Source organism: Microcoleus sp. BM001215392 (assembly GCF_036700185.1).
Taxonomy (GTDB): Bacteria; Cyanobacteriota; Cyanobacteriia; order Cyanobacteriales; family Microcoleaceae; genus Microcoleus.
This window is the reverse complement of sequence record NZ_JAUBOJ010000043.1, coordinates 1-22254: the sequence shown is the minus strand read 5'-3', so window position 1 is coordinate 22254 and position 22254 is coordinate 1. Positions and strand designations below refer to the sequence as shown.

Below are 22254 nucleotides of genomic sequence, written 5' to 3'. Positions count from 1 at the left end.
AAATTCTATCTCAATCAACCTCAGCATGAAAAACCAGACTGACGATGTTGCGAAAGATGATTTAGTCGATCGGGCTTTTGGGAGTCCAGCCATCCCCGATCCGACAGCGTGGGTAGACGAACATTATTTTCTGGCTAATTTCGCCAATACTCTCGCCCACATCCAACAACATTTATCTGATAATAGTTGCGAAATCGGCGAGAGTCGGGAGTCTGGCGAGGCGAGATTGTCTATCGAGACTAAAGTTAGAGATATGTTGAAAGCTAATTTTAGCGATGACTGCTGGGAGTATGTCGAAAGTTTGTTGTGAGTTTGGAAAAATCGATAAGTATTGCTAGGTTGATAAATTTTCAGCGTCAATTAAGCTGTTGCAGATTTAAATTGTTTATTTCAACCGATGATTTAAAATTATTAAATTGTCTCCCGTCTTCGCTTCGGACATTCAGGGACGCATGGTAACTTATTATACTTTAGTTTGGTTGGAAATTGCGATCGCCAGGAATTGCGATCGATCGCAAAAACTCAGCACTTTCTTCGGGTAAAGCAGTATTGATAAACATCCCGCTACCCAACTCAAACCCAGCCTGCTTGGACACTCTGGGAATAATTGCCATATACCAGTGAAAGTATTTAGTCGCCCGTTCGGCTGTTGGGACAGATCGAATATTATAATTGTAATCAGGATCGTTCAATCCGTAATAAAGCTTAGCAAGTACAGTTTTCAAAGTATCAGCAAGATCCGTAATTTCTGCATCGGTAATGTCATCAAACGAAGAGGAATGGCGGCGCGGAAAAATCCAGATATGAAACGGCGAAAGTGCAGCGTAAGGAATAAAAGCGACAAAATGTTGGCTCTCAAAAATCACTCTTTCACCAGATGCTAACTCATCTTCTAAAGTGCGGCAAAACAGACATTCTCCCGTGTCGTCAAAATAGCGAATTGCAGCATCAATCCGGCTGCGAAATAGGCTGGGGACAACGGGCGTAGCTGCTATCTGGGAGTGAGGGTGTTCGAGGGAAGTTCCGGCACTTTCTCCGTGATTTTTGAAGATAATAATTGTTTCAATATGGGGATACTTTCTGATTTCTATATAACGCTGTCGGTATACTAAAAGTATGTCTGTTACTTCTTCAACGGTCAACAAAGCAGTCGTCAAATCGTGTCGCGGGTTTTCGACAATTACTTCGTGAACGCCGATTCCCGCCATGGTGCGGTGAATTCCCGATGATATTCTCATCCATTCTGCTGTCGGTGAGAGGGCGGGATATTTGTTACCAATTGCGCGGACTTTCCAGCCAGTGCGTGAAGCGAAGCTATCCCGTAGGGAATCGCCCAAACGGAATGTTTCTAAGGTTCCGTCTTCCTCATTTCCCACGCAAAACGGACAGTCTGGGCTATGTGAGGGTAGGAATGCGGGTATTTTTTTTGTGTTAGCGAATTGGTCAGGTCTTTTTGCGCGATCGGTGGCGATGATTACCCAATCTCTGGTAATTAGATTTTGTCTAAGTTCAGACATTTTCTCACCTTATTGTTGCAAATTTGAGCCATTTCTTATGGTAAGATAAGAGTTTGACTGATGTCACGGGTAACAGTAACTTTTTAACAAATCTTGACTTGAATATGTCTGTAAATCTGCGTGGGTGCGATCGCTCGATTATGCGATCGGCAAATTCAAAATAAACAAGATAGGACTGACGCACGGGTGGTCAGAAACCGGGTTTTTGCGAGAATACTGCATTACAGTCGCAGAAACGCAAAAAAACCCGGTTTCTTGGGTTTTGATGCGTCATAATTCGTATCGCTTAACCCAAAATACCGCCAGGGGTTTAAACCCCTGGCGTCGGGCGAAAGTCCTCTCAAAGAGGACTGAAGAAATCATTAGTCCTCTTTGAGAGGACTTCAGCTTTGAGGCGCGGGTTTAAACCCCTGCCGGACTGCGGGTGTATTGATGCGGATGAAAAAGTGCGATCGCCAACCAATCCGCGTTGATTTGCGGTTAAACATTTTCACCCAGCCATTCCCTCGCCCTCGCCAATAACTCATCCAAACTTTCGATCGGCAAAAACCGCACCTTTCCATCCTGGAAATTCGTTATTAAAAACTTCCCGTCCCGACTAAAACAAATACTATATTTGCTATAAAATTGGTTAAAATTTGTAGAAATTCTCTGAAATTAATGAGCGAGATAGCTGTTATTATGATGTTCGATCGCACTTCCTCAATTCATTTGATTCAAGCAACAGGAATTACAGAAATCGACTCGATTTTGCGCGAGATCGTGCAGCAAGTGGAAGTGGGGCTACCCGATCGCATTAGGGGCTGCTATCTAGTGGGTAGTTATGCGGTCGGCGAGGCAGTTGCAACTAGCGACCTGGATATAATAGCGGTTTGCAAAGGCAGCCCCAGTGCTGCCGAGAAACAGCAATTGACATCAATTATAGCCGCCGAGTGCCAAAGGCTGAACTCACTCGATTTTGATGTGAAACTGGTCGGTGAAACCCATTTATTGTCAACCGGCAGCGTGCGGTTTCACACTGATAGTTTGCTGCTGTCTGGGGAAGATATTCGTGCAGATGTGCCTCTGAAACCTGTGGCAGAGCATATTCGAGATAGTTTGTATGCCCAATACGATTTATTTGCGCGAGTCCGTCCTCACCTCCAAGTATTAAAGGTTCCGCTGACTTATCCCGATCCTCAAGGACTATTTTATGGATACAATAGGCGCTTTTTGCGAACAATTGATGGAGTCAGCCATCCAGGAATCAAGGATCTGGCATTGATTGTTTTTGGCGCAGCATCGGCTTTAACGCTGCTCAAAGCAGGTGAGTATGCGGGAAGGGGAAGAAAGAGCGAGATTGCACGCCACTACCGCGATCGGATTGGCGATGACTGGACACCTTTGGTGGAGAAAGTGGATCTGCTGTGCCGCCAGCAATGGGCATATTTGATTCCCTCAGATATGGAACAACAACAGCAGTTAAGTATGCTTTGCGAACAAACGTTGGGATTTGAAAATCATTTCTTGGACGAATACAAAGTTTACTTGATGGCACAGATGCCCCAAGCCGAACCCTTTGTTCAACTTCGATACGTGCAGCGCCTGGGGCAACTCATCTATGCCGATCGCGCAATCACCGATCTCCTCAAAACATTTGAGCACAGCCACAATGCCGACATTCGCAAGGCTGTAACTGAAGCGTTACAACATTACTAAGTTGTATAAAATATTCAAAAGGCAGCTTTTGCCCGTCCGTGCGATCGTACAAGAAGTAATATCAATTATCGAGCCTGTTTAAGCCAACTGTAACTGCACGTTCTGCAACTTGCAAATCGCTTTCAACACTTGCGCCAACAAGATCGATCGCTCTTTATCAATCAAATTCAATTCCGGTAAAATCTGATAAGTACAAGGATTTCCCCGCGTCACCCGCACAAACCGATAACTTTCGCCATTCGTAGTCAATCCCCAAACAGACGATTGTTGCTGCAAACTTTTATAAGTATAAGTCAGCAATTGCGGCAAACCGGTCAAAGGGGCGATCGCACTATTTTTCGCCTCGACTACCAAAATCCAAAACGGTGTCGCCCCTATCTCCGCATCCGGCTGATTTACGGCTAAAATATCTAACCGCCCTTTAATTAAAGTATCCCCATCCTCAACCTCGATCGGAATGCTATCCTCCATTGTCAGCACCACAGGAACTTTAAAAAATCCCGTCAATCTCATCAACGGCGAAAGTGATAAAAACTTAACCAATTCTTCGGAAACTTTCCCCACTTCTAGATAACGCCAAAAGTCATTGCTGATTTGCAATAATTCCTGCTGTTCAAAATCCGTCAGAGGTTCCAGAGAGAAAAAATCAGTAAAAGAACCTTCTGTTTGTCTTTCCAGTTTGAGAAGGCGACGAACGTCATTTAGCGAAAGTTGGCTGGCTTCTAAATTTTGGGTCATGGTTTTTGTGCGATCGGCCGATCCGTTAGACATCTCTAATAAATGATATCAAGCTTTTCAGAAATGTAGGGGTGAAGCATTTGGGCGACAATTTATATTTAAAACAAGAGTGTTTTATACCCAAATGCTTCACCCTCCCCAGCAGAGGAGATTCTGGCGCGATATTTTATTGTCTGGAGATAATCCATTCAACTATATTATCAAAGCATTACCAGAGGAGTGAAGCCCTTTTTGTTGATTTTTGTTAACATTTTAAAACTCAAACCATCTTCTATTCATATGATATAATCATACCAGATACCACCCCGAACCAGCTATGCAACTAGAAGACTACTTCAACTTCCTAAGACCAGATGATATTCGCCTCAAAGGTTCTCGAATTGGCATTGAAACCATTCTTTATGAATATTTGTTTCGCGCTCGAACTGCCGAAGAAATCGCTAACATTTATACATCCCTCACCCTCGAACAAGTTTATGCGACCATTTTGTACTACCTGCACAACAAAGAAGCAGTCGGCAAGTACATAACCGAATGGTTGGAATGGGGCGAAAAAATGCGAGAAGAACAGCGCCGCAATCCTCGTCCAGTGTATGAAAAAATCCGCAAACTAAGAGCAGCAAGAGATGCAATGAGAAAAGCTGATGGCAATCCAGTATCTATTTGATGAAAATGTCGATCCTGCCTATCCCAGCCAAATTCGCAGGCGCAATCCCGATCTGGTTGTTCTCGCAGTGGGAGAATTAACAGCACCTGCCAAAGGCACTCTCGATCCAGAAATTCTGATTTGGTGCGAAATCCACAATTTCATTCTTGTTACCAACAACCGCCGCTCTATGCCCGTTCATTTAACAGATCATCTAGAGCAAAATCGTCATATTCCAGGAATATTTATCCTGAATTCCAAGCAGAGTATTGGTCAAAATATTGACGAACTAATTTTGATTTATCAAGGCTCGTTTGATGATGAGTACCAAGATAAAATTGAGCATTTACCGCTACCATAATTTCTAATGCACCTCCAACATTAACAAAATTCCCCAAAGTCTTAAGGAAAATAAACATACTTTTGCAGCAACTTGTGCAAACAATAGTTAAAAAGACTAGCCGCTGTTAAAGTTAAAAGCAATGTCACAAGATACCATCGAATCAATACTCCAAGAAAAACGACTGTTTCAGCCGCCTGCTGAATTCTCTCAAAAAGCTCACATCAAAAGCCTAGAAGAGTACCAAGCCCTCTACGACAAAGCTAAAGCTGACCCCCAAGCATTCTGGGCCGAACTCGCCACCCAAGAATTGCACTGGTTTCAAAAATGGGATGCCGTACTCGACTGGCAGCCGCCTTTTGCTAAATGGTTTGTAAACGGTAAAATTAACATTTCTTACAATTGTCTGGACAGACATCTGACAACTTGGCGCAAAAATAAAGCCGCCTTAATTTGGGAAGGCGAACCCGGAGACTCGCGCACCCTGACTTACGCGCAACTCCACCGCGAAGTCTGTCAAATGGCGAATGTGATTAAGGATTTGGGAGTGCAAAAGGGCGATCGCGTCGGTATTTATATGCCGATGATTCCCGAAGCTGCGATCGCTATGTTAGCCTGTGCCAGAATCGGTGCAGTACACAGCGTTGTGTTTGGCGGATTTAGTGCAGAAGCTTTGCGCGATCGGCTCAACGACGGCCAAGCAAAACTCGTCATCACCGCAGACGGCGGCTTCCGCAAAGACGCAGCAGTCGGCCTCAAAGTACAAGTAGACCAAGCCCTCGCCAACAACGCTGCACCCAGCGTTACCAACGTTATTGTCGTCCAGCGTACCAAACAAGAAGTGCAAATGGAACCAGGGCGCGATCGCTGGTGGCACGAATTGCAAAAAAACGCCTCCGCAAATTGTCCTGCTGAACCGATGGATAGCGAAGATATGCTATTCATTCTCTACACTTCAGGAAGTACCGGCAAACCGAAAGGAGTCGTCCACACCACAGGCGGCTACAACCTTTACACCCACATGACAACCAAGTGGATCTTCGACCTCCAAGATACCGATGTCTACTGGTGTACCGCTGATGTTGGCTGGATTACCGGACACAGTTACATCGTCTACGGGCCGCTGTCCAACGGTGCGACAACTGTCATGTATGAAGGTGCTCCCCGCCCTTCAAATCCCGGCTGTTTTTGGGATGTCATCGAAAAATACGGCGTCACCGTTTTCTACACCGCACCAACAGCAATTCGCACGTTTATGAAAATGGGCGAAGAGTTGCCAAATGCTAGAGATTTGTCATCTTTACGATTGTTAGGAACCGTCGGCGAACCGATAAATCCCGAAGCTTGGATGTGGTATCAGCGCGTAATTGGCAACTCCAATTGTCCGATTGTTGATACTTGGTGGCAAACAGAAACAGGCGGAATTATGATTACTTCTCTGCCCGGTGCCATCCCCACAAAACCTGGTTCTGCAACCCTTCCGTTCCCCGGAATTGTTGCCGATGTTGTTGACCAAGATGGCGAACCAGTAACTAATGAAAGCGGCGGTTATTTAGTTGTGAAACATCCTTGGCCGGGAATGATGCGAACGCTTTACAACGATCCCGATCGCTTCCGCCGCACTTATTGGGAATATTTGCATCCCAAAGACGGGGAATTTGTCTATTTTGCCGGAGACGGCGCGCACAAAGATACAGACGGTTATTTCTGGGTAATGGGCCGCGTTGACGACGTGATTAATGTCGCCGGACACCGACTCGGAACGATGGAAGTTGAATCGGCTTTGGTATCGCATCCAGCGGTGGCGGAAGCTGCGGTTGTTGGCAAACCGGATGAGATTAAAGGTGAGGAAATTGTCGCTTTTGTGACACTGGATAACTCGCAGCAGCCTAGCGACGCATTGGCTAAGGAGTTGAAGCAGCACGTTGTGAAGGAGATTGGGGCGATCGCCCGTCCGGGAGAGATTCGATTTACCGATGCTTTGCCGAAAACTCGCAGCGGTAAAATTATGCGCAGGTTGCTGCGTTCTTTGGCTGCTGGAGAAGAGGTGACAGGGGATACTTCGACTTTGGAAGATCGGACTGTTTTGGATAAGTTGCGGGCTGATTCCTAGGGCTGTGCAACCGCAGATGTAGGCAGAATAACGCGGATGAACGCAGATAAGATTACATCTGCGTTCATCTGCGGTTTAATTGTTCGGTATAATTAAAATCTTGCATAACTAGCCAGAAACCGGGTGTCTTTGGGTTTATTGACAATGATGCAATATTTACGGCAATGTATAGTGTAGGAATGTTAGAAAACCCTGAAAATAAAGGGTATCCGCTCAACAAATCGGGAGAAATCGTTCACTGACGAGCCTCAACCATTGCAAAATCCTTCCCTACACAGTAGTCTACCCCGATTTATTGAGCGGATACTTTTTGACTTTGCTAAAATTAGTATTTGACACGCTTTGCAAAACAGGAGATATCCAAAATGTCTGAGCCATCAGAGCAAAAAGCAAATGTGCTAATCCTTACAGCAACCATAACTCCACCTCCAGGTGCTAGACAACTTTCAAGAACCGATCCAAATATTAGATTAAACGACTACCGCAAAGCTTTTGAATTCTATTTATCGTGTTTGGCAAATGGAACAATTTCTGGCTTAATTTTTGCAGATAACTCCGCATCTGATATCAGTACGCTGCACGAGCTTGCTAGACAGTATGATGCCCTCAACAAAATTGAATTTATTTCCTTTGAAGGCTTAGACTATTCTCCTGCATACGGTCGTGGATATGGTGAGTTCAAGATGCTTGATTATGTGATGCAGCATTCAAGGCTGATTCACGATTTACCAGCTCAAGCAAATATCTGGAAGGTTACTGGCCGATACATTCTTCGTAATCTTGCAGATGTCATTAAGACTGCTCCCCCCTATTCTGATTTTTATTGTAACTGTCGAAATATTCCTATTTATTGGATAGACTTATATATTTTATGCTGGAATAAGGATTTTTATCAACACAGTATAAATGGCATTTACGAGTCGATAAAAGAGGATTATATTGCAGGTTCTTCCGAGGTAAATTTCCGTAAAATTATAGACGAAAAAAAAGGTTCAAAATATAAAATATTCAAGCGTTTTCGTACTATACCTCAACTGGAAGGTTATAGAGGGTCGGACAATCAAATTTATGAAGAGAAGAAAGTGAAGTTACTAATCAGAACATTAGCTAACAAACTTATTCCTTGGATCTGGATTTAGCACTTCTCATGTAAGTCGATTAAATAGGGATTTAAAGAGAGCAACACACCCTACAAATACAGTTGCATCATGTTTCAAAAATGGTATGAGATGTGTTGAGTGTAGCAATAAATTATTTAGTTCATCTATTTTTATCAGATGGTACGCCAGAATCGTTGATTGGCAACCTATTAGGCGATTTTGTCAAGGGTTCGGCAGTCAATCTTTACGATCGCGAAATTAGAAATGGCATCGATTTGCACCGAAAAGTCGATCGCTATACCGACTCTCATGCAATAGTGCGATCGAGCAAAAGCCTTGTTTGCTCCCAGAGACGCAGGTTTGCGGGAGTTTTGGTTGACGTATTTTACGATCGCTTCTTAGCTAAAAATTGGCTGGAATATTCAGAAACTCCCCTCAGCGATTTTTCGCGCCCTACAAAGTCCTGCAAGACAATCGCGATATATTACCAGAATCACTCAAGCGGGTGATGCCGCAAATAATCGCCCGCGATTTGCTCGGTTCTTACCAGGAAATTGACGGAATAGACTGTGCTCTGCATCGAATTTCAGCAAGAATCAAGCGGACAAATAATTTAGCAGGGGGAGTGGAAGATTTAACAGTTAATTATCAGCAGCTTGAATCAGATTTTAGAGCGTTTTTTCCCGACTTGATAAGTTGCGCACCAACTTGCAAAAATCAATATAAAAATACCAACTTTAATCAATAGGCTGCTTGTGCACCGCTATATATCCGGTGGCGCACAGAGCACTGCTGACTCCTAACCAATTGCATTTAGGAGCAAACTCATGTACAATTTAGCCGATATGCGAATCAAATCTCAAGTATCACAGGGTGCGAAATATGGCAACCAGAATTCCGAACCTGCAAGTAACTCATGTAGTTGATGGCGACACTATCAAAATTTCTATCAACGGTAAAACCGAGTCTCTGCGGCTGATTTGCGTCGATACAGAAGAAAGTTACTCCAGCACTTCAAAACCTGTAACTGCGGCGGGGAGAGCAGCTTCGGAAATGGCTAAAAAATATTTCTGTGCCGCTGATGGTAAACTTGCTGAAATTGACATAGAATTTGATACAGACGATCCGGTAGAAGTGGCTCTCAACAAACATCGCGATAACTACGGGCGCCTGCTCTGCTACGTATATAAAGATGGAGAAAATTACAATCTCAAACTGATTCAAGAAGGCTGGAGTCCTTATTTTATGAAATACGGGCGTTCCCGATTGTATCACCGACAAATGACTGAGGCTGAATCGGCGGCAAAAGCTTACAATCTGATGATTTGGAATCCGATTACCAATGCCAAGATTCCCTGTCGAAACTATGCTAATTTGCTGCCTTGGTGGTCGATGCGCGGCTCGATTGTTGAAGAGTTTCGCTTGTCCCAAGCCACCACTGGAGCTTTGTCTGTGAAAATGCACTACCCGAAAATCCTAGCGGCTTCGGAGAATGCCAAATCAATTACTATTTTCTGCGATTTGCAGGGTGGGATTAATAAATGGATCGGCAGCAGCGCTCTCATTTATGCTGGTTCTGTCGATCGTAAATTAGACTTGTGGATACCGGATGCTGCAACTGATGCCATGGCTCCTTTGCAGCGGTTAATTGAAAAACGTTATGCAGGTCAAGGACGCGGTTACGTGTATATCAGCGGCAAAGTTGAACAGTATAAAAGCAAGCCTCAAATAATTTTGAGCAATATCCAACAGTTCTCAGATTTCCCCCCATAAACTAGAAAAGGCATGAATAGTATTAAGATTTATTCGTATTTTTAAGAGGGTTAGGAAGTGAAATTACAAATTCCGTTCCTTCTCCCGATCTTGACGTGCAAGTCAGATTTCCTTGATGTTTTTCTTCGACAATTTGATAAGCGATAGACAAGCCTAACCCGGTTCCTTTCCCTACAGGTTTAGTTGTAAAAAAAGGATCGAATATCTTCGACTGTAAATCTCTAGAAATGCCGCAACCATTATCTTTGATGCGGACTGTACAACCTTTTTCTGATGTCATTTCGGTAGAAATCTCAATGACTGGCTTAATATTTTTACGGTAAAACTCTAATTCTTCCATAGCATCGATCGCGTTAGTGAAAATATTCATAAAAACTTGATTTAACAAACCAGGATAGCATTCTATTTTTGGCAAATTGCCGTAATTTTTGATAACTTCAATGGCTGGCTTTTTGTCGGTAGCTTTGAATCGGTGTTGCAAAATTAATAAAGTGCTTTCCAAGCCTTCATGAAGGTCGGCTTGTTTTCTTTGCGATTCGTCGAGACGAGAAAAGTTACGCAGGTTTAAAACAATTTCGTTGATGCGCTTGGTTCCTTGTTCCATGGAATTTAGTATTTTTGGTAAATCTTGTTTGAGGAAATCAATCTCAAAATTTTCTGAGTATTTCTGAATTTCTACCGCAGGCTGGGGATAGTGCTTTTGATAAAGACTTAAAATCTCTAGCAAGTCTTGAATGTAATCTCTAGTACAGGTGATATTGCCGTGAATAAAGTTGACAGGATTGTTTATTTCGTGGGCAATACCTGCTACCATTTGCCCCAGGCTAGACATTTTTTCAGTCTGCACTAATTGTGATTGAGTTATTTGCAGGTTGTACAAAGCTTCGGAAAGTTCTTTTGTGCGTTCGGCGACTCTAAGTTCTAGTTTTTCATTGGTGTTTTCTAAACTGCTGAAAGATTCGCGCAACTGCTGGGCCATGGAGTTAAAAGAGTTAGCTAATGTCGTTAGTTCTTGAATTCTTGATTCCTGAATTTTTTGATATAATTCCCCAGAGGCGATCGCTTCTGAGGCGGTGACGATGCGAAAAATGGATCTAATAATGTAGCGAGATGTCCAAATCCCCACAAAAACTGCTAGCAATAATGCTCCCAAACACAGGAAAATTGTGGTGCGGGTGTTGGCATTAATCTGTGATGTGAAGTCAGATTCTGGGACGACGACGACTACCAGCCAGTCTAAACCAAATTTATCTTTCCAAGCCGTTGGTCGGACGAAGTAATGTTGGTCTTTTACGGTAAATTCTAGGTGGTGATTTGCTTTTATTTCTCGAAAGTTGCCAAACTTTTGTTGCAAATATTCAGCCGTGGATTGGATGAGGCGATCGCCACTATTGAGACAATTCAATCGCTCAGCTTTTTTATTGATGATTTTAAAAGGCTGTTCGCTAGAGGAACTAGCCACTAGCAAACCGGAACGCTCGACAATAAAAATTTTTATAGATGAACTAGCTGCTAATTTGCGTAAAAAATCGCTAATTTGAGAAAGGCGCACGTCAACAACTAAAACTCCTTTTAAAGTTTGATTTTTATTGTAAACAGGATAGCCGGATGCAATGGATAAAATCTCAGGAAAACCCTCCCAATTTGTGATTTTACTCCAAATCGGTTTTTGCGCTAGCTTTGTATCTTTATAAACTGTATCCTTCCGAGGTTCGTAATCGTAATCATAGCTAAACTTAATGCGATTTCCTTGCTGGTCAGTATTGTAGCTGTGAGTTTTACCTTTTGTTTTGGCTGAGAGTTCATCAATCACAATCTTTGCGGGATCGAGTAAATAGCCAGCGCCGGCATAGTAACCTTCTGCTGAACTGTAAAAGATGTAGCCCACATTAAATACCTGCATTTGTTTCCAGAAATAATGTCCCAGTTTGGGCAGGTTTTGCGGGTCGATCTGTCCTACTTCGATCGCCCCAGCATTGATTTGGTTGATTTGTTGGGGAGTTGCGAGGTAGGTATCGAGGTGCTGGGTGATGCGGGCGCTAACTTCGGTACTGAGGCGATCGGCTAAATCGTTAACTGCTTTTTGTCCGTTGCGCAGCGATAAATATCCAGTCAGCCCAACGGCTGTGAAGATTTGCAGGACAAACGGAACGATCAGGAGTGTTCGCAGGGGAACTTGGACGATCGCTCTTTTTGTCAGAGGAAGTCGGCTGAGTATTTTAGCTGGGTTGAACATGGGCTGTAACTTGCAAGTTTCGCGATCGCGTAAATAAACAGCTATGACGATTTTTAAACAGCGATCGATCTCTATTGAGCCATGATATTCTTTTTTGCCCAGATATCCCCATACTTATTATTGTCGAAGCGAAGGAATATCAAAAAATCGACATCCTAAAGGATTGTTGCGTACAGTTTCCTTGGATGCAGCCGCCGCCTTGGAAGTAGATGCAGCAGGTAGGGTATTAGTCTCGGAAATCGCAAAAGATTTAGAAGCGTTAACAGCTTTTGGGCGAGCTCCAGCAGAAGTGTTAGCAGCATTTGGCGACTCACTCGTTGTTAAATTTTTCTCTCCCGTTATATTTATATTTGATTGAACAGCCGTTTGTGCTTGACAAGGACAGGCTGTCACCGCCGAAATTGCTGCCAGACCCAGAGCCCAAAAATAGCCAGTTAATTTAATCATCTTTTTTAACCCTAACTTCAGGAACGATTGCAGATATGTTAAGATGGTAATTGAATCAAAAAGTGATTCCCAGAGTGAATATGCGGATCTTTTTTGAGCAGCAACTACGTATTGTTATGTAGAAAATACAGAGATAATCATAAAATCCTCCGCCATAATATAAAACTTTAGTAAAGATGATGGGTTTGTACCTATAAAACAAATTAAAATTTATCTTCCGCGGTTTCAATCGGTGTCACGAAGCGAAAACAGGTGCAGAGTAAAAATACTCATTTGTGATAATCATTCGGGAATGCGGGGCGATCGCAGGAGGACAGAAGTCCTGACGATCGAACCACATCAGAGCACTTCAGTCCTGACTATTTAACCAAATTAAAAAGAGAAGGAAGTTCTCAACACACCAACCGTAATTGGATCGCTATTGCGAGTGCGATCTGGTTCAAAAATCATCATAAATCCGGGAGTAACGCTGATATTATCGTTCACCTGCAAGCGGTAGAACGCTTCTACATGAGTAGTAGTTCCCGGCTGGCCACCTTTGCGCCCTAAACCCGTATCTAAAAAATCAGGAATGTTGTTACCTGTAGGTAAATTGCTGCTGACAATTTTAGGAGGTTGACCGATATAAATTCCCCCTAAATTTCCGGTACCAAACAAATCTGGAAAATTCACAAACACCATATAATTTGTAGTTGCTACATTGCCAGACTTGCCCGGAATCCGAGAATTAGTATAACCAGCCCAACCTCCCAGGGAAACTCGCGACGAAACCCGCCAATTTACACTCGCTCCCACAGCATTAGTTTGCAAAGATGCTGACTTGCTGGTGCTGGGATTTACAGCGGTCAATTGACTGTCTCCTGCGAAACTAATCAAATTGCCATCCGGCGAATAGTCGTTGACATAATAAACAGTAAAATCCACTGGATCGGCCGGAGTCAGAGTTAATTGCAATCCGAGTGTATTGTGTCCCGTTGGGCCATTAGAACTGACAAAAAATCCGGGAACGGTAGTAGAATAAACGGCTTGTAAACTTGCTCGTTTGGCAAATTGCCAGTCAATTCCCGCGCCGCCTTGACCAAAACCAGTATTTAAAATTGGGTTTCTTTGAGCGAAGGCAGAAATCGGGCCGGAAGCTGCACTTTCTGCACGATTCGGCCCTCGGAAGCCGCTAATCATGTTAACTCCCGCTGTCCCTGCAAAAACTGCTAATTTATCGCCGATCAGAAAGCGGTAGTTGAGGTCGCTGAGGGTGACGCCAGATGTTTCGCCGAAATTGTAAGCAAGGTTTGCATCTTCGGTTAATTGGGGTGAAGTGCTGCCATTTTGGCTTAAAAGACCGATGAATAAGTTACTGCGGGGGCTAAATTGAGCGGTCAAGTATAACTGATTTAAAGCGATAGTATTGACATTAGTACCGGGGTCTTTGGTATCTCTTTTGCCATCTCTGGGAGCGCGATCTGCACGGTTGGGACTGCGGCCTTGTATCCCCAGAATGGTCAATCCTGATAACTTGACTCTGGGTGAAAATCGATTGGCTTGTAGTTCTGTTGTTCGCGCTTCTAGTAAGTCGGTGCGACCGCGCAGTACGGCGATATCGGCTGCAAATTGTTCTTGCAATTTTTGAATCTTTATCAAATCTTCTTGCTTGATTTTATTTTGATTTGCTGTGCCGATTGATTCGCGTATTTTATCCAAGCAAGCATTGAGTCCGGCAGAAAATTCATATCTGGTTAAAGCGCGGTTTCCGCGAAAGGTGCCGTCGGGATATCCAGCTATGCAGCCGTATCTTTCTACTAAGGATTGCAATGCTTGAAATGCCCAGTCTGTGGGTTTTACGTCGCTCAGTTGAGAAACAGATGTAACTTGTTCTGCGTTTTCCTCTGCGACAGTTTCACCAAGGTTTTCAATAGTGGCGGGAGATTCAGGTAAACTCGGTTGTGCTGGGATATTCTGATTAACTGATGGAGCATTTTCTACTAATATGCGATCGCGTGCATCTATCGCAATTGCCGCAGGGGCTGGTTCACCCGGGTTTTTAAGAGTAGCCGGAGATTGGGATAAACTGGGCTCGGATGCTGGGATGTTGCGATCGACAAGTTGCTGATTTTCCGGTAAGATTGTCTCGGCTGCATCAATCGCAATTTCGCTAGGGGCGGGTTGGGCCTGGTTTTCAATGATAGCGGTAGATTCAGGTGAATTTGGTTCTGCTAGTGCCCGAAGGCAGAATAATCCCTGCAATCCACATCCGAGGATTAAGCTGGCGACGATTTGTCGATTTGGGCGATCGGATTCTTGGTTGGGATTTTTCATTTTCAGTTGTTATACTTGGTACTTGGTGATTGAAGATGCGTGAAAACGAGACGACCTGATTAAAAATGAGGCTATGAAATTAAAGATATTAGTAGTGAACCGCCCCGGAGCAACATAAAAATCAATGCGGAAGTCTAGTTAATGCAGCCAACATTAAACACCTGCCAATTCGATCCGCCCCGATCGATCTCATTGATTAGATGGCAACTTTCGAGATAGAAATCAACGTGCTGGTTAATTTGATAACTGATATTAGTTTAAAAAAAAATGTAACTATAGTCAAGCTCCAAACAAGATAAAATAATTTATTTCCAATTCTTGAATCTCAAATCAAAAATGCTATGACTTTTGGTCGCAAGTGAATCACCAGTTTGTTGATAATTGTTTTACCATTTCGCAGCGATAGATACCCTCGTCATACATCAGCAAAGATTTGCAACACAAACGGAACAATCCAGAATGTTATTTGTGATACGCAACTTAATTTTATGGCATCGCATTTTTATATAATTTAAGTAGTATTACGGTTGACAAAGCAAATTAGTTATGTTTTTTCGAGCGTGCCAAATCAATTCATACTATAATGGTATCATCGTAAATCCGTAGCTGCCAATAGCTGCGGCATCCATCCAAACTTCAGAAATTTAAAAGCTATGTGCCAATTACTGGGAATGAACTGCAATGTTCCAACAGATATTTGCTTTTCTTTTGAAGGTTTTTCTGCAAGAGGCGGCAGAACCGACATTCATCAAGACGGTTGGGGAATTGCTTTTTTTGAAGGCTTGGGATGCCGCCTGTTTATAGACTCTAAACCTGCGATAGCTTCTCCTGTTGCGGAAGTTGTCCGTCGCTATCCCATTCATTCAACTAACGTCATTGCTCACATCCGCAAAGCTACCCAAGGCGAAATTGCTTTGGAAAACTGCCATCCTTTTATCCGGGAACTTTGGGGGCGCTATTGGGTATTTGCTCACAATGGGAATCTGGAAAATTTCAATCCAAAAAGTGCCGGATTTTATCAAGCTGTCGGCAAAACTGATAGTGAAAAAGCCTTCTGTTTAATCTTAGAAAAATTGCGAGCAAGTTTCCCTCAAAATAAGCCTGGTTTGACAGAAATATACGCGGTACTGAACGAACTTACTAAAACTTTAGCAGAACACGGTATTTTTAACTATTTACTTTCTGATGGGGAACACTTATTTGTACACTGTTCTACTAATCTGCATTATATTGTGCGCCAAGCACCTTTTGCCAGCGCGCACTCGATCGACGAGGATGTGACTGTGGATTTTCGGGAATTGACCAAGGAAGGCGATCGCGTGGCTGTAATTGCTACTTTTCCGCTTACAGATAATGAAAATTGGACGCAAATTAAACCGGGAGAATTGCTGGTATTTCAGGATGGTTCGCCTGTTATTTGAAGGGGAAATTTAGAAGGAAAATCCAGTGCTGACGATCGCACTTACCGACACAGCCACATCGGGAAATGCTAGCGGGTTAACGATTCCGGTGGTTAGCGTCAGCTTGGAAGCGTAATCTCCATCAAGAGGATCTCGAAATACTACGAGGTGTGTTCTTTTGAGGTTAACCACCCAGTATTCAGGGATTCCGACTTCTGCGTAAATTTTCGTTTTCGTCTCCAAATCTTTAACGAGAGTGGAATCTGAGTATTCAATCAGCCAGAAAATGTTTTCGGGATAGGGGTGATGTTCGAGAGATGTGCGGCCTAATCGTTGTACGATCGCAATATCCGGTTCTGGTTCCGAGTCGTGAGGAAGCGTAATCGGCTTGGCTGAACGGATGGTAGCGCGATCGCCCAACAGCCGGATCAGATATTCTCCTGCTTCGCTGCTAAAATAGGCGTGGGGTTTTCCTTCTGGCGAGATTTCAACAACTTCTCCCTTCAGCAATTCGACGCGCCCATTTTCCAAAATGCGCGAGGAGAGCATTTGGTGGTATTCGTCGATCGACCATTTAACTGCAATTACGCTCATGGCGATGGTTTTTGATGGCTGGTCTAATTTTAGATTATATGTGATAGATCGCAGATTTTAAAATCAACATTTGCTTCGCCGTTCATAATTCCTGTGACGATTGTATCGTGTTGCGATCCTATCTTGTTCGCGAGTGCTAAAATTGTGAAATCATGGCGATCGATAATTTCAGTCGCTGCTAAATAGGTTTTCATTTCTGGAATCATTTTTCTGATAGCCTTTCTGCCTGAGAACTGCTACAATCTTCTCATAAACCTGATGATTCTCCCAATCGAAGCAGCAAAAAGTTATGTTTTGAGGAGCGCCGTTTTTTTGCATTTCTTCGTAGCAGATTTTGACTGCAATCTCACCTGCTAAATCCTTGGGATATTTGTAAATGCCGGTGCTAATGCAAGGAAATGCGATACTCTCGAACTTTTGCTCGATCGCGATTTCCATGCACTTGCGGTAACATTGGGCTAAGAGTTCGGGCTCTCGGCAATCGCCTCCTTGCCATACTGGGCCTACGGTGTGGATGACAAAGCGCGCGGGTAAGCGATATCCTTTTGTGAGTTTAGCATCCCCGGTTTTGCAGCCTCGGAGCGATCGACATTCGTCAACAAGTTCCGGGCCTGCTGCTTTGTGGATTGCACCATCTACTCCACCACCTCCAAGCAAACTGGTATTTGCAGCATTGACGATCGCATCTACTTTCAGTTGTGTGATGTTGCCTAAAATAACTTGCATAAAAATAATTAAGCTTTAAAAGTCTGTACGTATAATGATACAGATTGAGTGGGTGCGATCGCCACGAAATGAACAATTTGCGATCGCATCAAATCCCTGATTCAGTACAAGCTAGATTCAAATCATCAATCAACCCCAATTGTTGCGCCCACTCTGTTAAATAACCCCGCTCCAAATGCTCAGCTTGGACTTTCAGAATTCCCAAAACATCATTCCATTGTTTTTGAGACTGAGACTGTTGCCGCCAGAGCAGTTTTGCCAATACAATATCTTCAGGAGAAGCAATCCAAAATTGTTCTATACCAGCTTCGTCAAGGGCTTCTAATCGCCGTCTTGCCATTTTTGAGCGATCGAATTCAGTATGAGAATTCAGCACAATATCAGCATTCAATACTAAAGTCATGTGAGTGACGCTCAACACCATCCCTCGGCCCTGTTGAATATCTTCTACCGAACCCGGAGGGCAGTAAAAACCAGCCGTTTCTAGTGCTGCAACTAATTGAGAAATATTATCTCGGAGTAATTCAATTACCAAATCTAAATCGCGTGTTGTTCTCGGGTCACCATAGACAGAAGCGGCAACTCCTTCTGTAATATAATAAGGGATATCTAATGTTTCAAAAATTGGATGCAACAGTCTAGCAATTTCGCTGGGGTCTTGCGTCCACATAGAGGGCTCGCTGGTGGGGGTTAAAATCGGTAGCCATTTGCTACGTAAGATCGATCGGGCAAATCGCTCTTGATAGGTTGATGGACAAGCTTTTTTCATGCCGCGCAAGCTAACAGTTTTTGCCCAACGATTTAATTTTGTCGCCATTTGCCACAGCTGGGAATTGGTGAGTTGTCGCAGTAGGTAGAAATCAATTGCATCAGCTTCAGCAGTTTTATCATCTGACTGGGGACGATATCCAGGTTTGATGGATATTTGCGGGATGGATTGAATCATTTTGCTTGTTGATTTGCCACGGGAATTTTTAGCTTGACAAGGGATTTTTGTAGAACACTGGGTTTAACGCTCAACCAAACTTGTTGGCGATCGTCTTTAGTGTAGCCAATGACAACAGCACCAACAGGCGAATCAATATCGGGATACATTTCTGCTGTCATCGAGCCTGTATCGAGAAAGTCAGAAATTTGAATAAGTCCTTTTACCTCTGCATCTCCAAGATTGACAAACACTCCAAAAGGTGCATGAAATTCAACTTTGCCGTATATGAGTTTTCCAAGTGGATACTTGGACTCGATCAGGTTCCAAAATTCTTGATTCATAGTCAACTATTGCTGTTTTAGGATTCTCGGAAACTGATTCAAAATAGGAAAAAGATTGTGCGGGATTGCTAGTTCAATACTTGGGCCTCCCTGATAGAATTTTTCCAGTGGCTTAAATGTTATCTCGTAGGTTTGCTTGTCTATTATCACCTCCAATATTCCTTGCTGGTAATGATTGTTATATTCTTCAGCCAGACTTCTCGAATCGGGGGCTGCGAAGTAGCACTTGCCATTTTCGTAGGGTGGATTGTTTGGAAAGTCTGCTGGCTGGAAACCATCTCGCAATAATTTTTGCGCTAACCCTGGCTGGGGAGCTTTATAAATTGTGACTGTTTGAGTAGAATTATCTGATGTCATCTCTAATATTATGTCCGATCGAGCAACCATAATATTAAAGTTCGCAGGTCGCGTTGAAATCGAGGGGTAAGTTCAATTTGGATCGGTTGTCGATCAATTGTCATCGATTCCGTCCCACATTTGAGACAAGGGGAGAGTTTGTCCGGTAATTGCTTCGTGGAAGCCTTGCTGAATCGCTTCCAGGACAGTTTCAGTGGGGTCATCATCAGGATCGATGTCAGTGTCTTCCGGTACTAAAACAATGATCCGAACGTGGCTGTGGCTTACAATAGCAAGGGGTCGATCGATACAAACCATCCCTCGATCGTCAATTTTTCCGGTGGTTTCCATCGCTTTCATAGTGTGCCTTTGTGTTTCCGTGAAACGTCGTAAATATTCATTGTTAATGCCAACTACACAACTGCCGTATTCTTCATGATTAACTACTCATCAACAGTCATATCTTCAAACAAAATAGGTTCAATTCGTTTCAATACTTCCTCAAGCAAATCTTTTGAACATTCACCAATCGAACTTGCTTGCCTTGCGCGATAATCTAGAGAACGCAGTTGATCTGTCATAATTACACCTGTCACCGCTTCACCTTCTGGAATGGGAACATAAAACGGATTTTTGCGTTGTGTGGTGCTAATCGGACAGACAAACACAAACCCCATTTTTCGGTTAAATTTAGTTTGACTCACAACCAGTGCAGGTCGAGTACCCATTTGTTCGTGTCCTGCTTGAGGGTCGAAATTGAGGCGAATGAAATGACCTCGTTCGGGGATGTAGTTTACCAAACTTCTTCTCCTTCTGGTTTCCCCCAAGAGATTTCTTCGCTGGGTTCTATTTCACCTGCCAATAGTTCATCTAGGGTGTATTTGGAAATTTTCTGATTTACAGGCTCTATGACCATTTTTCCATTTTCTATACTGCAAATTACGGAATCATCTGCTTTCAGGTTGAACAATTTTACAATATAGTCTGGTATTGGCAAAGCTAAGGAATTACCCAAGTTGCTGATGTGTATTTTTGCTGTCATACATTTGCGATTTTAATGCTCAGGTTTATCTATTATAACAGCTAGATATAAATCGTATACCAGATTTAGTTTTGTAAATATTTTAAGGGCGATCGCCTTCGGACAATATTATGACTGTAGGTCGGTCTGCACTTGTGGGCGATCAATTGTCATCGATGCCATCCCACAGTTGAGACAAGGGGAGAGTTTTTCCGGTAATTGCCTCATGGAAGCCTTGCTGAATTCCTTCGATTACAGTTTCAGTAGGGTCATCATCGGGATCGATGTCAGTGTCTTGACGAATTTCTTGTTGCAGTTCTTGGAAGCGTCCTTTATAGATATGTTCCCATTTATCGGACTGCAAGACTTTGATGAAAGCTAAAACTTCTTGTTGTTGGTCTGGCGATAAGACCTTGACATTTTCCAAAATGGCTTGTTCGACGGTCATAATTATCCCTTTCTTTTTGATTGCTATTCTACAATCTAGTAACAACATTATATCGCACGGGTGGGGCAACAGCAATTCGGGGGTGAGTTCAATTGCGATCGGTTGTGGATCGGTTGCGATCGCTCAATCGATCGCAAATAACTTCCAGGTAGCGTGGTAGGATTTCTGAGTTAGGTTTAAGTCGTTAACTACCCAAAAGTTGGTTTGAAAGCGATGTCAGTAGAACATAATGCCGCTAAGTACAAAATAGTTGCTGTTTTAAACAAGACCCTGGAACCCGGCACTGCAATGAACGCTGTGGCCCATATGGTGGCTGGTTTAGTAGCTTCAGCAAGCGAAGAGCTTCGAGAAAAGATGAGCTTTATTGACTTCCCCGATCGAAATGAGATTGTCCATAGCAGCATATCAGCTTTGTCTCTCATCGTTCTGCGTGGAACTTCAAACGAAATTCGCAAAATTCGTGACAAAGCGCGTGAAAACAATCTTCATTTCGTGGATTTTCTAGAAACCATGACAGGAGATACGTACAAGGAGCAATTGGAAAAAACGCAGGCAGTGGCTTACGGCGAGCTAAACTTTTATGGAATCACAATATTCGGTGAAAAAGAAGTTATAGATCCAATTACGAAAAGGCAATCTCTTTGGAAATAGTTAATCATCGGTAGGGTGCGTGAGACAAAAACCTGAAAATACGCCCTAAAATCTTGATATCTGACGCACCCTACAGAGACTGACTTTATAAAGGTAAATATGCAATACGATTAACCCAGTCTTCGGCTTCAGATGCTTGCCATATCTTGATTAGATGGTTGATTGCTTCGCCTATTGGGAAACTTTGTAACACAATAATCACTCCCGAACTGGTTTGAGTCGCTGCAAATTCAGCAAAATATCTTGGCATGGTTCTTTTGTCGTGAGAAACGAGAACTCTACCCTCTTGGGCTACAAAATTCAAGACTTCTAAATCAGTCAAACCAGTTAAATTTGATACGTTTGATGTTGGAAAATCAAGAGTTGGTTCGCGTCTCACAATACCCGTCACAATCGCTTGGTTCAAATCTGCATCTGCTTGAAAGCGAATTTTCATAACTGGCTGGTGCGATCGGTGTAGAGTTTTTGATAAAGTAATGAATTACTTTCCCTTGCTTGCTGTCTCAAGGTTTCAAATAGTTGTTCTCCCTCGAATAAATAAGCATCAATTGCTGTGCGGTTAGCAAGGTAGAACGAAATCCCACCATAAACTTCTTCTAGTGTCAGCACAGGGAATGATTGAACGATACTTTCTGGGGATTGTCCCGCCAGGAAAGCATAGACAATTGAATCTAAAGAAACGCGCTTACCAAGGACGCGATAGCAACCATCTTGTTCTTCAACGTACTGTTTTGTTGTTAATATTGCTGCACTCATAGTTTACCTACTTTCATGCTCATTAATCGTTACCAGATAGATATCGTTGGTGACAACTTAAGACTTAAACCTACAATAAATGTCGCTTTTAGGCAAAGTCTAGATCCCCCTAAATCCCCCTTAAGAAGGGGG

The 22254-nt window shown here is 43.1% G+C and carries 26 protein-coding genes and 1 pseudogene; 10 read left to right on the top strand and 17 right to left on the bottom strand.

All coding sequences use genetic code 11. From position 1 onward, the window contains the following. Positions 1-25: 25 nt before the first annotated feature. Positions 26-310, top strand: coding sequence for a hypothetical protein (locus QT974_RS07650; protein ID WP_333467916.1), 285 nt, complete (start codon positions 26-28; stop codon positions 308-310). 160 nt (positions 311-470) lie between these two features. On the opposite strand, the gene galT is transcribed toward QT974_RS07650, so the two are convergent. Both galT and QT974_RS07640 read right to left on the bottom strand, forming a co-directional pair. Next, positions 471-1517, bottom strand: coding sequence for a galactose-1-phosphate uridylyltransferase (gene galT, locus QT974_RS07645; RefSeq protein ID WP_333467915.1), 1047 nt, complete (start codon positions 1515-1517; stop codon positions 471-473). Between the two features lie 383 nt (positions 1518-1900). Next, a complete protein-coding gene (locus QT974_RS07640) occupies positions 1901-2044 on the bottom strand; it encodes a hypothetical protein (protein ID WP_333467914.1) in 144 nt (47 codons plus the stop codon). A 133-nt stretch (positions 2045-2177) separates the two neighbouring features. Between QT974_RS07640 and QT974_RS07635 the strand changes: the two genes are divergently transcribed. Next, positions 2178-3215 (top strand): nucleotidyltransferase domain-containing protein, encoded by a 1038-nt coding sequence (locus tag QT974_RS07635; RefSeq protein WP_333467913.1) that lies wholly within the window; start codon positions 2178-2180, stop codon positions 3213-3215. A gap of 78 nt (positions 3216-3293) precedes the next feature. Here QT974_RS07635 and QT974_RS07630 read toward each other — a convergent pair whose 3' ends face one another. Continuing rightward, on the bottom strand, positions 3294-3953 hold the full coding sequence (locus QT974_RS07630) for a restriction endonuclease subunit R (protein WP_333467922.1): 660 nt from the start codon (positions 3951-3953) through the stop codon (positions 3294-3296). Positions 3954-4269: 316 nt separating this feature from the next. Here QT974_RS07630 and QT974_RS07625 point away from each other — a divergent pair, with 316 nt between their 5' ends. The 6 genes and pseudogenes from QT974_RS07625 to QT974_RS07595 all read left to right on the top strand — a co-directional run bounded on the left by QT974_RS07625 (position 4270) and on the right by QT974_RS07595 (position 9925). Beyond that, the gene (locus QT974_RS07625) at positions 4270-4620 is read left to right on the top strand and encodes a DUF433 domain-containing protein (RefSeq protein ID WP_333467912.1); all 351 of its coding nucleotides are present in this window, start codon (positions 4270-4272) and stop codon (positions 4618-4620) included. Further along, positions 4598-4960, top strand: coding sequence for a DUF5615 family PIN-like protein (locus QT974_RS07620; protein ID WP_333467911.1), 363 nt, complete (start codon positions 4598-4600; stop codon positions 4958-4960). The genes QT974_RS07625 and QT974_RS07620 overlap by 23 nt, the downstream gene beginning before the upstream one ends. Positions 4961-5081: 121 nt before the next feature. Continuing rightward, positions 5082-7052: an acetate--CoA ligase gene (acs, locus tag QT974_RS07615; protein WP_333467910.1), complete on the top strand. Its 1971-nt coding sequence runs from the start codon at positions 5082-5084 to the stop codon at positions 7050-7052. A gap of 365 nt (positions 7053-7417) precedes the next feature. Next, positions 7418-8191 (top strand): hypothetical protein, encoded by a 774-nt coding sequence (locus tag QT974_RS07610; protein WP_333467909.1) that lies wholly within the window; start codon positions 7418-7420, stop codon positions 8189-8191. Positions 8192-8283: 92 nt separating this feature from the next. Further along, positions 8284-8900 (top strand): annotated as a pseudogene (locus QT974_RS34745) (acyl carrier protein phosphodiesterase). A 134-nt stretch (positions 8901-9034) separates the two neighbouring features. Continuing rightward, positions 9035-9925 (top strand): thermonuclease family protein, encoded by an 891-nt coding sequence (locus QT974_RS07595; protein WP_333467907.1) that lies wholly within the window; start codon positions 9035-9037, stop codon positions 9923-9925. A 22-nt stretch (positions 9926-9947) separates the two neighbouring features. Here the strand turns inward: QT974_RS07595 and QT974_RS07590 are convergent, their stop codons facing one another. The 3 genes from QT974_RS07590 to QT974_RS07580 form a co-directional block, all read right to left on the bottom strand. Then, positions 9948-12161 carry an ATP-binding protein gene (locus QT974_RS07590; RefSeq protein WP_333467906.1) on the bottom strand — a complete coding sequence of 738 codons (2214 nt, stop codon included), beginning with the start codon at positions 12159-12161 and terminating at the stop codon, positions 9948-9950. A 117-nt stretch (positions 12162-12278) separates the two neighbouring features. Beyond that, a complete protein-coding gene (locus tag QT974_RS07585) occupies positions 12279-12608 on the bottom strand; it encodes a hypothetical protein (protein WP_333467905.1) in 330 nt (109 codons plus the stop codon). 372 nt (positions 12609-12980) lie between these two features. Continuing rightward, complete coding sequence (locus QT974_RS07580) at positions 12981-14921, bottom strand: iron uptake porin (protein ID WP_333467904.1); 1941 nt, start codon at positions 14919-14921, stop codon at positions 12981-12983. A gap of 653 nt (positions 14922-15574) precedes the next feature. Between QT974_RS07580 and QT974_RS07575 the strand changes: the two genes are divergently transcribed. Next, positions 15575-16342: a class II glutamine amidotransferase gene (locus tag QT974_RS07575; RefSeq protein WP_333467903.1), complete on the top strand. Its 768-nt coding sequence runs from the start codon at positions 15575-15577 to the stop codon at positions 16340-16342. Between the two features lie 9 nt (positions 16343-16351). Here QT974_RS07575 and QT974_RS07570 read toward each other — a convergent pair whose 3' ends face one another. The 9 genes from QT974_RS07570 to QT974_RS07530 form a co-directional block, all read right to left on the bottom strand. Next, a complete protein-coding gene (locus QT974_RS07570; protein ID WP_333467902.1) occupies positions 16352-16915 on the bottom strand; it encodes a Uma2 family endonuclease in 564 nt (187 codons plus the stop codon). Between the two features lie 168 nt (positions 16916-17083). Next, positions 17084-17641 carry an O-acetyl-ADP-ribose deacetylase gene (locus tag QT974_RS07565; protein WP_333467901.1) on the bottom strand — a complete coding sequence of 186 codons (558 nt, stop codon included), beginning with the start codon at positions 17639-17641 and terminating at the stop codon, positions 17084-17086. A gap of 88 nt (positions 17642-17729) precedes the next feature. Then, positions 17730-18587: a hypothetical protein gene (locus tag QT974_RS07560; protein WP_333467900.1), complete on the bottom strand. Its 858-nt coding sequence runs from the start codon at positions 18585-18587 to the stop codon at positions 17730-17732. After that, positions 18584-18910 carry an RNA-binding protein gene (locus tag QT974_RS07555; RefSeq protein ID WP_333467899.1) on the bottom strand — a complete coding sequence of 109 codons (327 nt, stop codon included), beginning with the start codon at positions 18908-18910 and terminating at the stop codon, positions 18584-18586. Before QT974_RS07555 ends, QT974_RS07560 begins: the two co-directional genes overlap by 4 nt. A gap of 6 nt (positions 18911-18916) precedes the next feature. Continuing rightward, a complete protein-coding gene (locus QT974_RS07550; RefSeq protein WP_333467898.1) occupies positions 18917-19267 on the bottom strand; it encodes a hypothetical protein in 351 nt (116 codons plus the stop codon). 93 nt (positions 19268-19360) lie between these two features. Beyond that, complete coding sequence (locus tag QT974_RS07545) at positions 19361-19606, bottom strand: type II toxin-antitoxin system RelN family antitoxin (protein WP_333467897.1); 246 nt, start codon at positions 19604-19606, stop codon at positions 19361-19363. 83 nt (positions 19607-19689) lie between these two features. Further along, complete coding sequence (locus QT974_RS07540; protein WP_333467896.1) at positions 19690-20046, bottom strand: type II toxin-antitoxin system PemK/MazF family toxin; 357 nt, start codon at positions 20044-20046, stop codon at positions 19690-19692. Continuing rightward, positions 20040-20288: an AbrB/MazE/SpoVT family DNA-binding domain-containing protein gene (locus QT974_RS07535; protein ID WP_333467895.1), complete on the bottom strand. Its 249-nt coding sequence runs from the start codon at positions 20286-20288 to the stop codon at positions 20040-20042. Before QT974_RS07535 ends, QT974_RS07540 begins: the two co-directional genes overlap by 7 nt. A gap of 142 nt (positions 20289-20430) precedes the next feature. Then, entirely contained in the window at positions 20431-20715 is a 285-nt protein-coding gene (locus tag QT974_RS07530; RefSeq protein WP_333467894.1) for a hypothetical protein, read from the bottom strand. A 213-nt stretch (positions 20716-20928) separates the two neighbouring features. Here QT974_RS07530 and QT974_RS07525 point away from each other — a divergent pair, with 213 nt between their 5' ends. Next, a complete protein-coding gene (locus tag QT974_RS07525) occupies positions 20929-21366 on the top strand; it encodes a DUF2000 domain-containing protein (protein WP_333467893.1) in 438 nt (145 codons plus the stop codon). Between the two features lie 85 nt (positions 21367-21451). On the opposite strand, the gene QT974_RS07520 is transcribed toward QT974_RS07525, so the two are convergent. Together QT974_RS07520 and QT974_RS07515 are read right to left on the bottom strand one after the other, a co-directional pair. Then, positions 21452-21802: a DUF5615 family PIN-like protein gene (locus tag QT974_RS07520; protein WP_333467892.1), complete on the bottom strand. Its 351-nt coding sequence runs from the start codon at positions 21800-21802 to the stop codon at positions 21452-21454. Continuing rightward, positions 21799-22122 carry a DUF433 domain-containing protein gene (locus QT974_RS07515; protein ID WP_333467891.1) on the bottom strand — a complete coding sequence of 108 codons (324 nt, stop codon included), beginning with the start codon at positions 22120-22122 and terminating at the stop codon, positions 21799-21801. The genes QT974_RS07520 and QT974_RS07515 overlap by 4 nt, the downstream gene beginning before the upstream one ends. Positions 22123-22254: the final 132 nt, after the last annotated feature.

What these genes read in the sequence shown, in the direction of transcription:
- QT974_RS07650 (WP_333467916.1), top strand. Translation starts at nt 26, where the DNA reads ATGAAAAACCAGACTGACGATGTTGCGAAAGATGATTTAGTCGATCGG.
- galT (WP_333467915.1), bottom strand. Translation starts at nt 1,517, where the DNA reads ATGTCTGAACTTAGACAAAATCTAATTACCAGAGATTGGGTAATCATC.
- QT974_RS07640 (WP_333467914.1), bottom strand. Translation starts at nt 2,044, where the DNA reads ATGAGTTATTGGCGAGGGCGAGGGAATGGCTGGGTGAAAATGTTTAAC.
- QT974_RS07635 (WP_333467913.1), top strand. Translation starts at nt 2,178, where the DNA reads ATGAGCGAGATAGCTGTTATTATGATGTTCGATCGCACTTCCTCAATT.
- QT974_RS07630 (WP_333467922.1), bottom strand. Translation starts at nt 3,953, where the DNA reads ATGACCCAAAATTTAGAAGCCAGCCAACTTTCGCTAAATGACGTTCGT.
- QT974_RS07625 (WP_333467912.1), top strand. Translation starts at nt 4,270, where the DNA reads ATGCAACTAGAAGACTACTTCAACTTCCTAAGACCAGATGATATTCGC.
- QT974_RS07620 (WP_333467911.1), top strand. Translation starts at nt 4,598, where the DNA reads ATGGCAATCCAGTATCTATTTGATGAAAATGTCGATCCTGCCTATCCC.
- acs (WP_333467910.1), top strand. Translation starts at nt 5,082, where the DNA reads ATGTCACAAGATACCATCGAATCAATACTCCAAGAAAAACGACTGTTT.
- QT974_RS07610 (WP_333467909.1), top strand. Translation starts at nt 7,418, where the DNA reads ATGTCTGAGCCATCAGAGCAAAAAGCAAATGTGCTAATCCTTACAGCA.
- QT974_RS07595 (WP_333467907.1), top strand. Translation starts at nt 9,035, where the DNA reads ATGGCAACCAGAATTCCGAACCTGCAAGTAACTCATGTAGTTGATGGC.
- QT974_RS07590 (WP_333467906.1), bottom strand. Translation starts at nt 12,161, where the DNA reads ATGTTCAACCCAGCTAAAATACTCAGCCGACTTCCTCTGACAAAAAGA.
- QT974_RS07585 (WP_333467905.1), bottom strand. Translation starts at nt 12,608, where the DNA reads ATGATTAAATTAACTGGCTATTTTTGGGCTCTGGGTCTGGCAGCAATT.
- QT974_RS07580 (WP_333467904.1), bottom strand. Translation starts at nt 14,921, where the DNA reads ATGAAAAATCCCAACCAAGAATCCGATCGCCCAAATCGACAAATCGTC.
- QT974_RS07575 (WP_333467903.1), top strand. Translation starts at nt 15,575, where the DNA reads ATGTGCCAATTACTGGGAATGAACTGCAATGTTCCAACAGATATTTGC.
- QT974_RS07570 (WP_333467902.1), bottom strand. Translation starts at nt 16,915, where the DNA reads ATGAGCGTAATTGCAGTTAAATGGTCGATCGACGAATACCACCAAATG.
- QT974_RS07565 (WP_333467901.1), bottom strand. Translation starts at nt 17,641, where the DNA reads ATGCAAGTTATTTTAGGCAACATCACACAACTGAAAGTAGATGCGATC.
- QT974_RS07560 (WP_333467900.1), bottom strand. Translation starts at nt 18,587, where the DNA reads ATGATTCAATCCATCCCGCAAATATCCATCAAACCTGGATATCGTCCC.
- QT974_RS07555 (WP_333467899.1), bottom strand. Translation starts at nt 18,910, where the DNA reads ATGAATCAAGAATTTTGGAACCTGATCGAGTCCAAGTATCCACTTGGA.
- QT974_RS07550 (WP_333467898.1), bottom strand. Translation starts at nt 19,267, where the DNA reads ATGACATCAGATAATTCTACTCAAACAGTCACAATTTATAAAGCTCCC.
- QT974_RS07545 (WP_333467897.1), bottom strand. Translation starts at nt 19,606, where the DNA reads ATGAAAGCGATGGAAACCACCGGAAAAATTGACGATCGAGGGATGGTT.
- QT974_RS07535 (WP_333467895.1), bottom strand. Translation starts at nt 20,288, where the DNA reads ATGACAGCAAAAATACACATCAGCAACTTGGGTAATTCCTTAGCTTTG.
- QT974_RS07530 (WP_333467894.1), bottom strand. Translation starts at nt 20,715, where the DNA reads ATGACCGTCGAACAAGCCATTTTGGAAAATGTCAAGGTCTTATCGCCA.
- QT974_RS07525 (WP_333467893.1), top strand. Translation starts at nt 20,929, where the DNA reads ATGTCAGTAGAACATAATGCCGCTAAGTACAAAATAGTTGCTGTTTTA.
- QT974_RS07520 (WP_333467892.1), bottom strand. Translation starts at nt 21,802, where the DNA reads ATGAAAATTCGCTTTCAAGCAGATGCAGATTTGAACCAAGCGATTGTG.
- QT974_RS07515 (WP_333467891.1), bottom strand. Translation starts at nt 22,122, where the DNA reads ATGAGTGCAGCAATATTAACAACAAAACAGTACGTTGAAGAACAAGAT.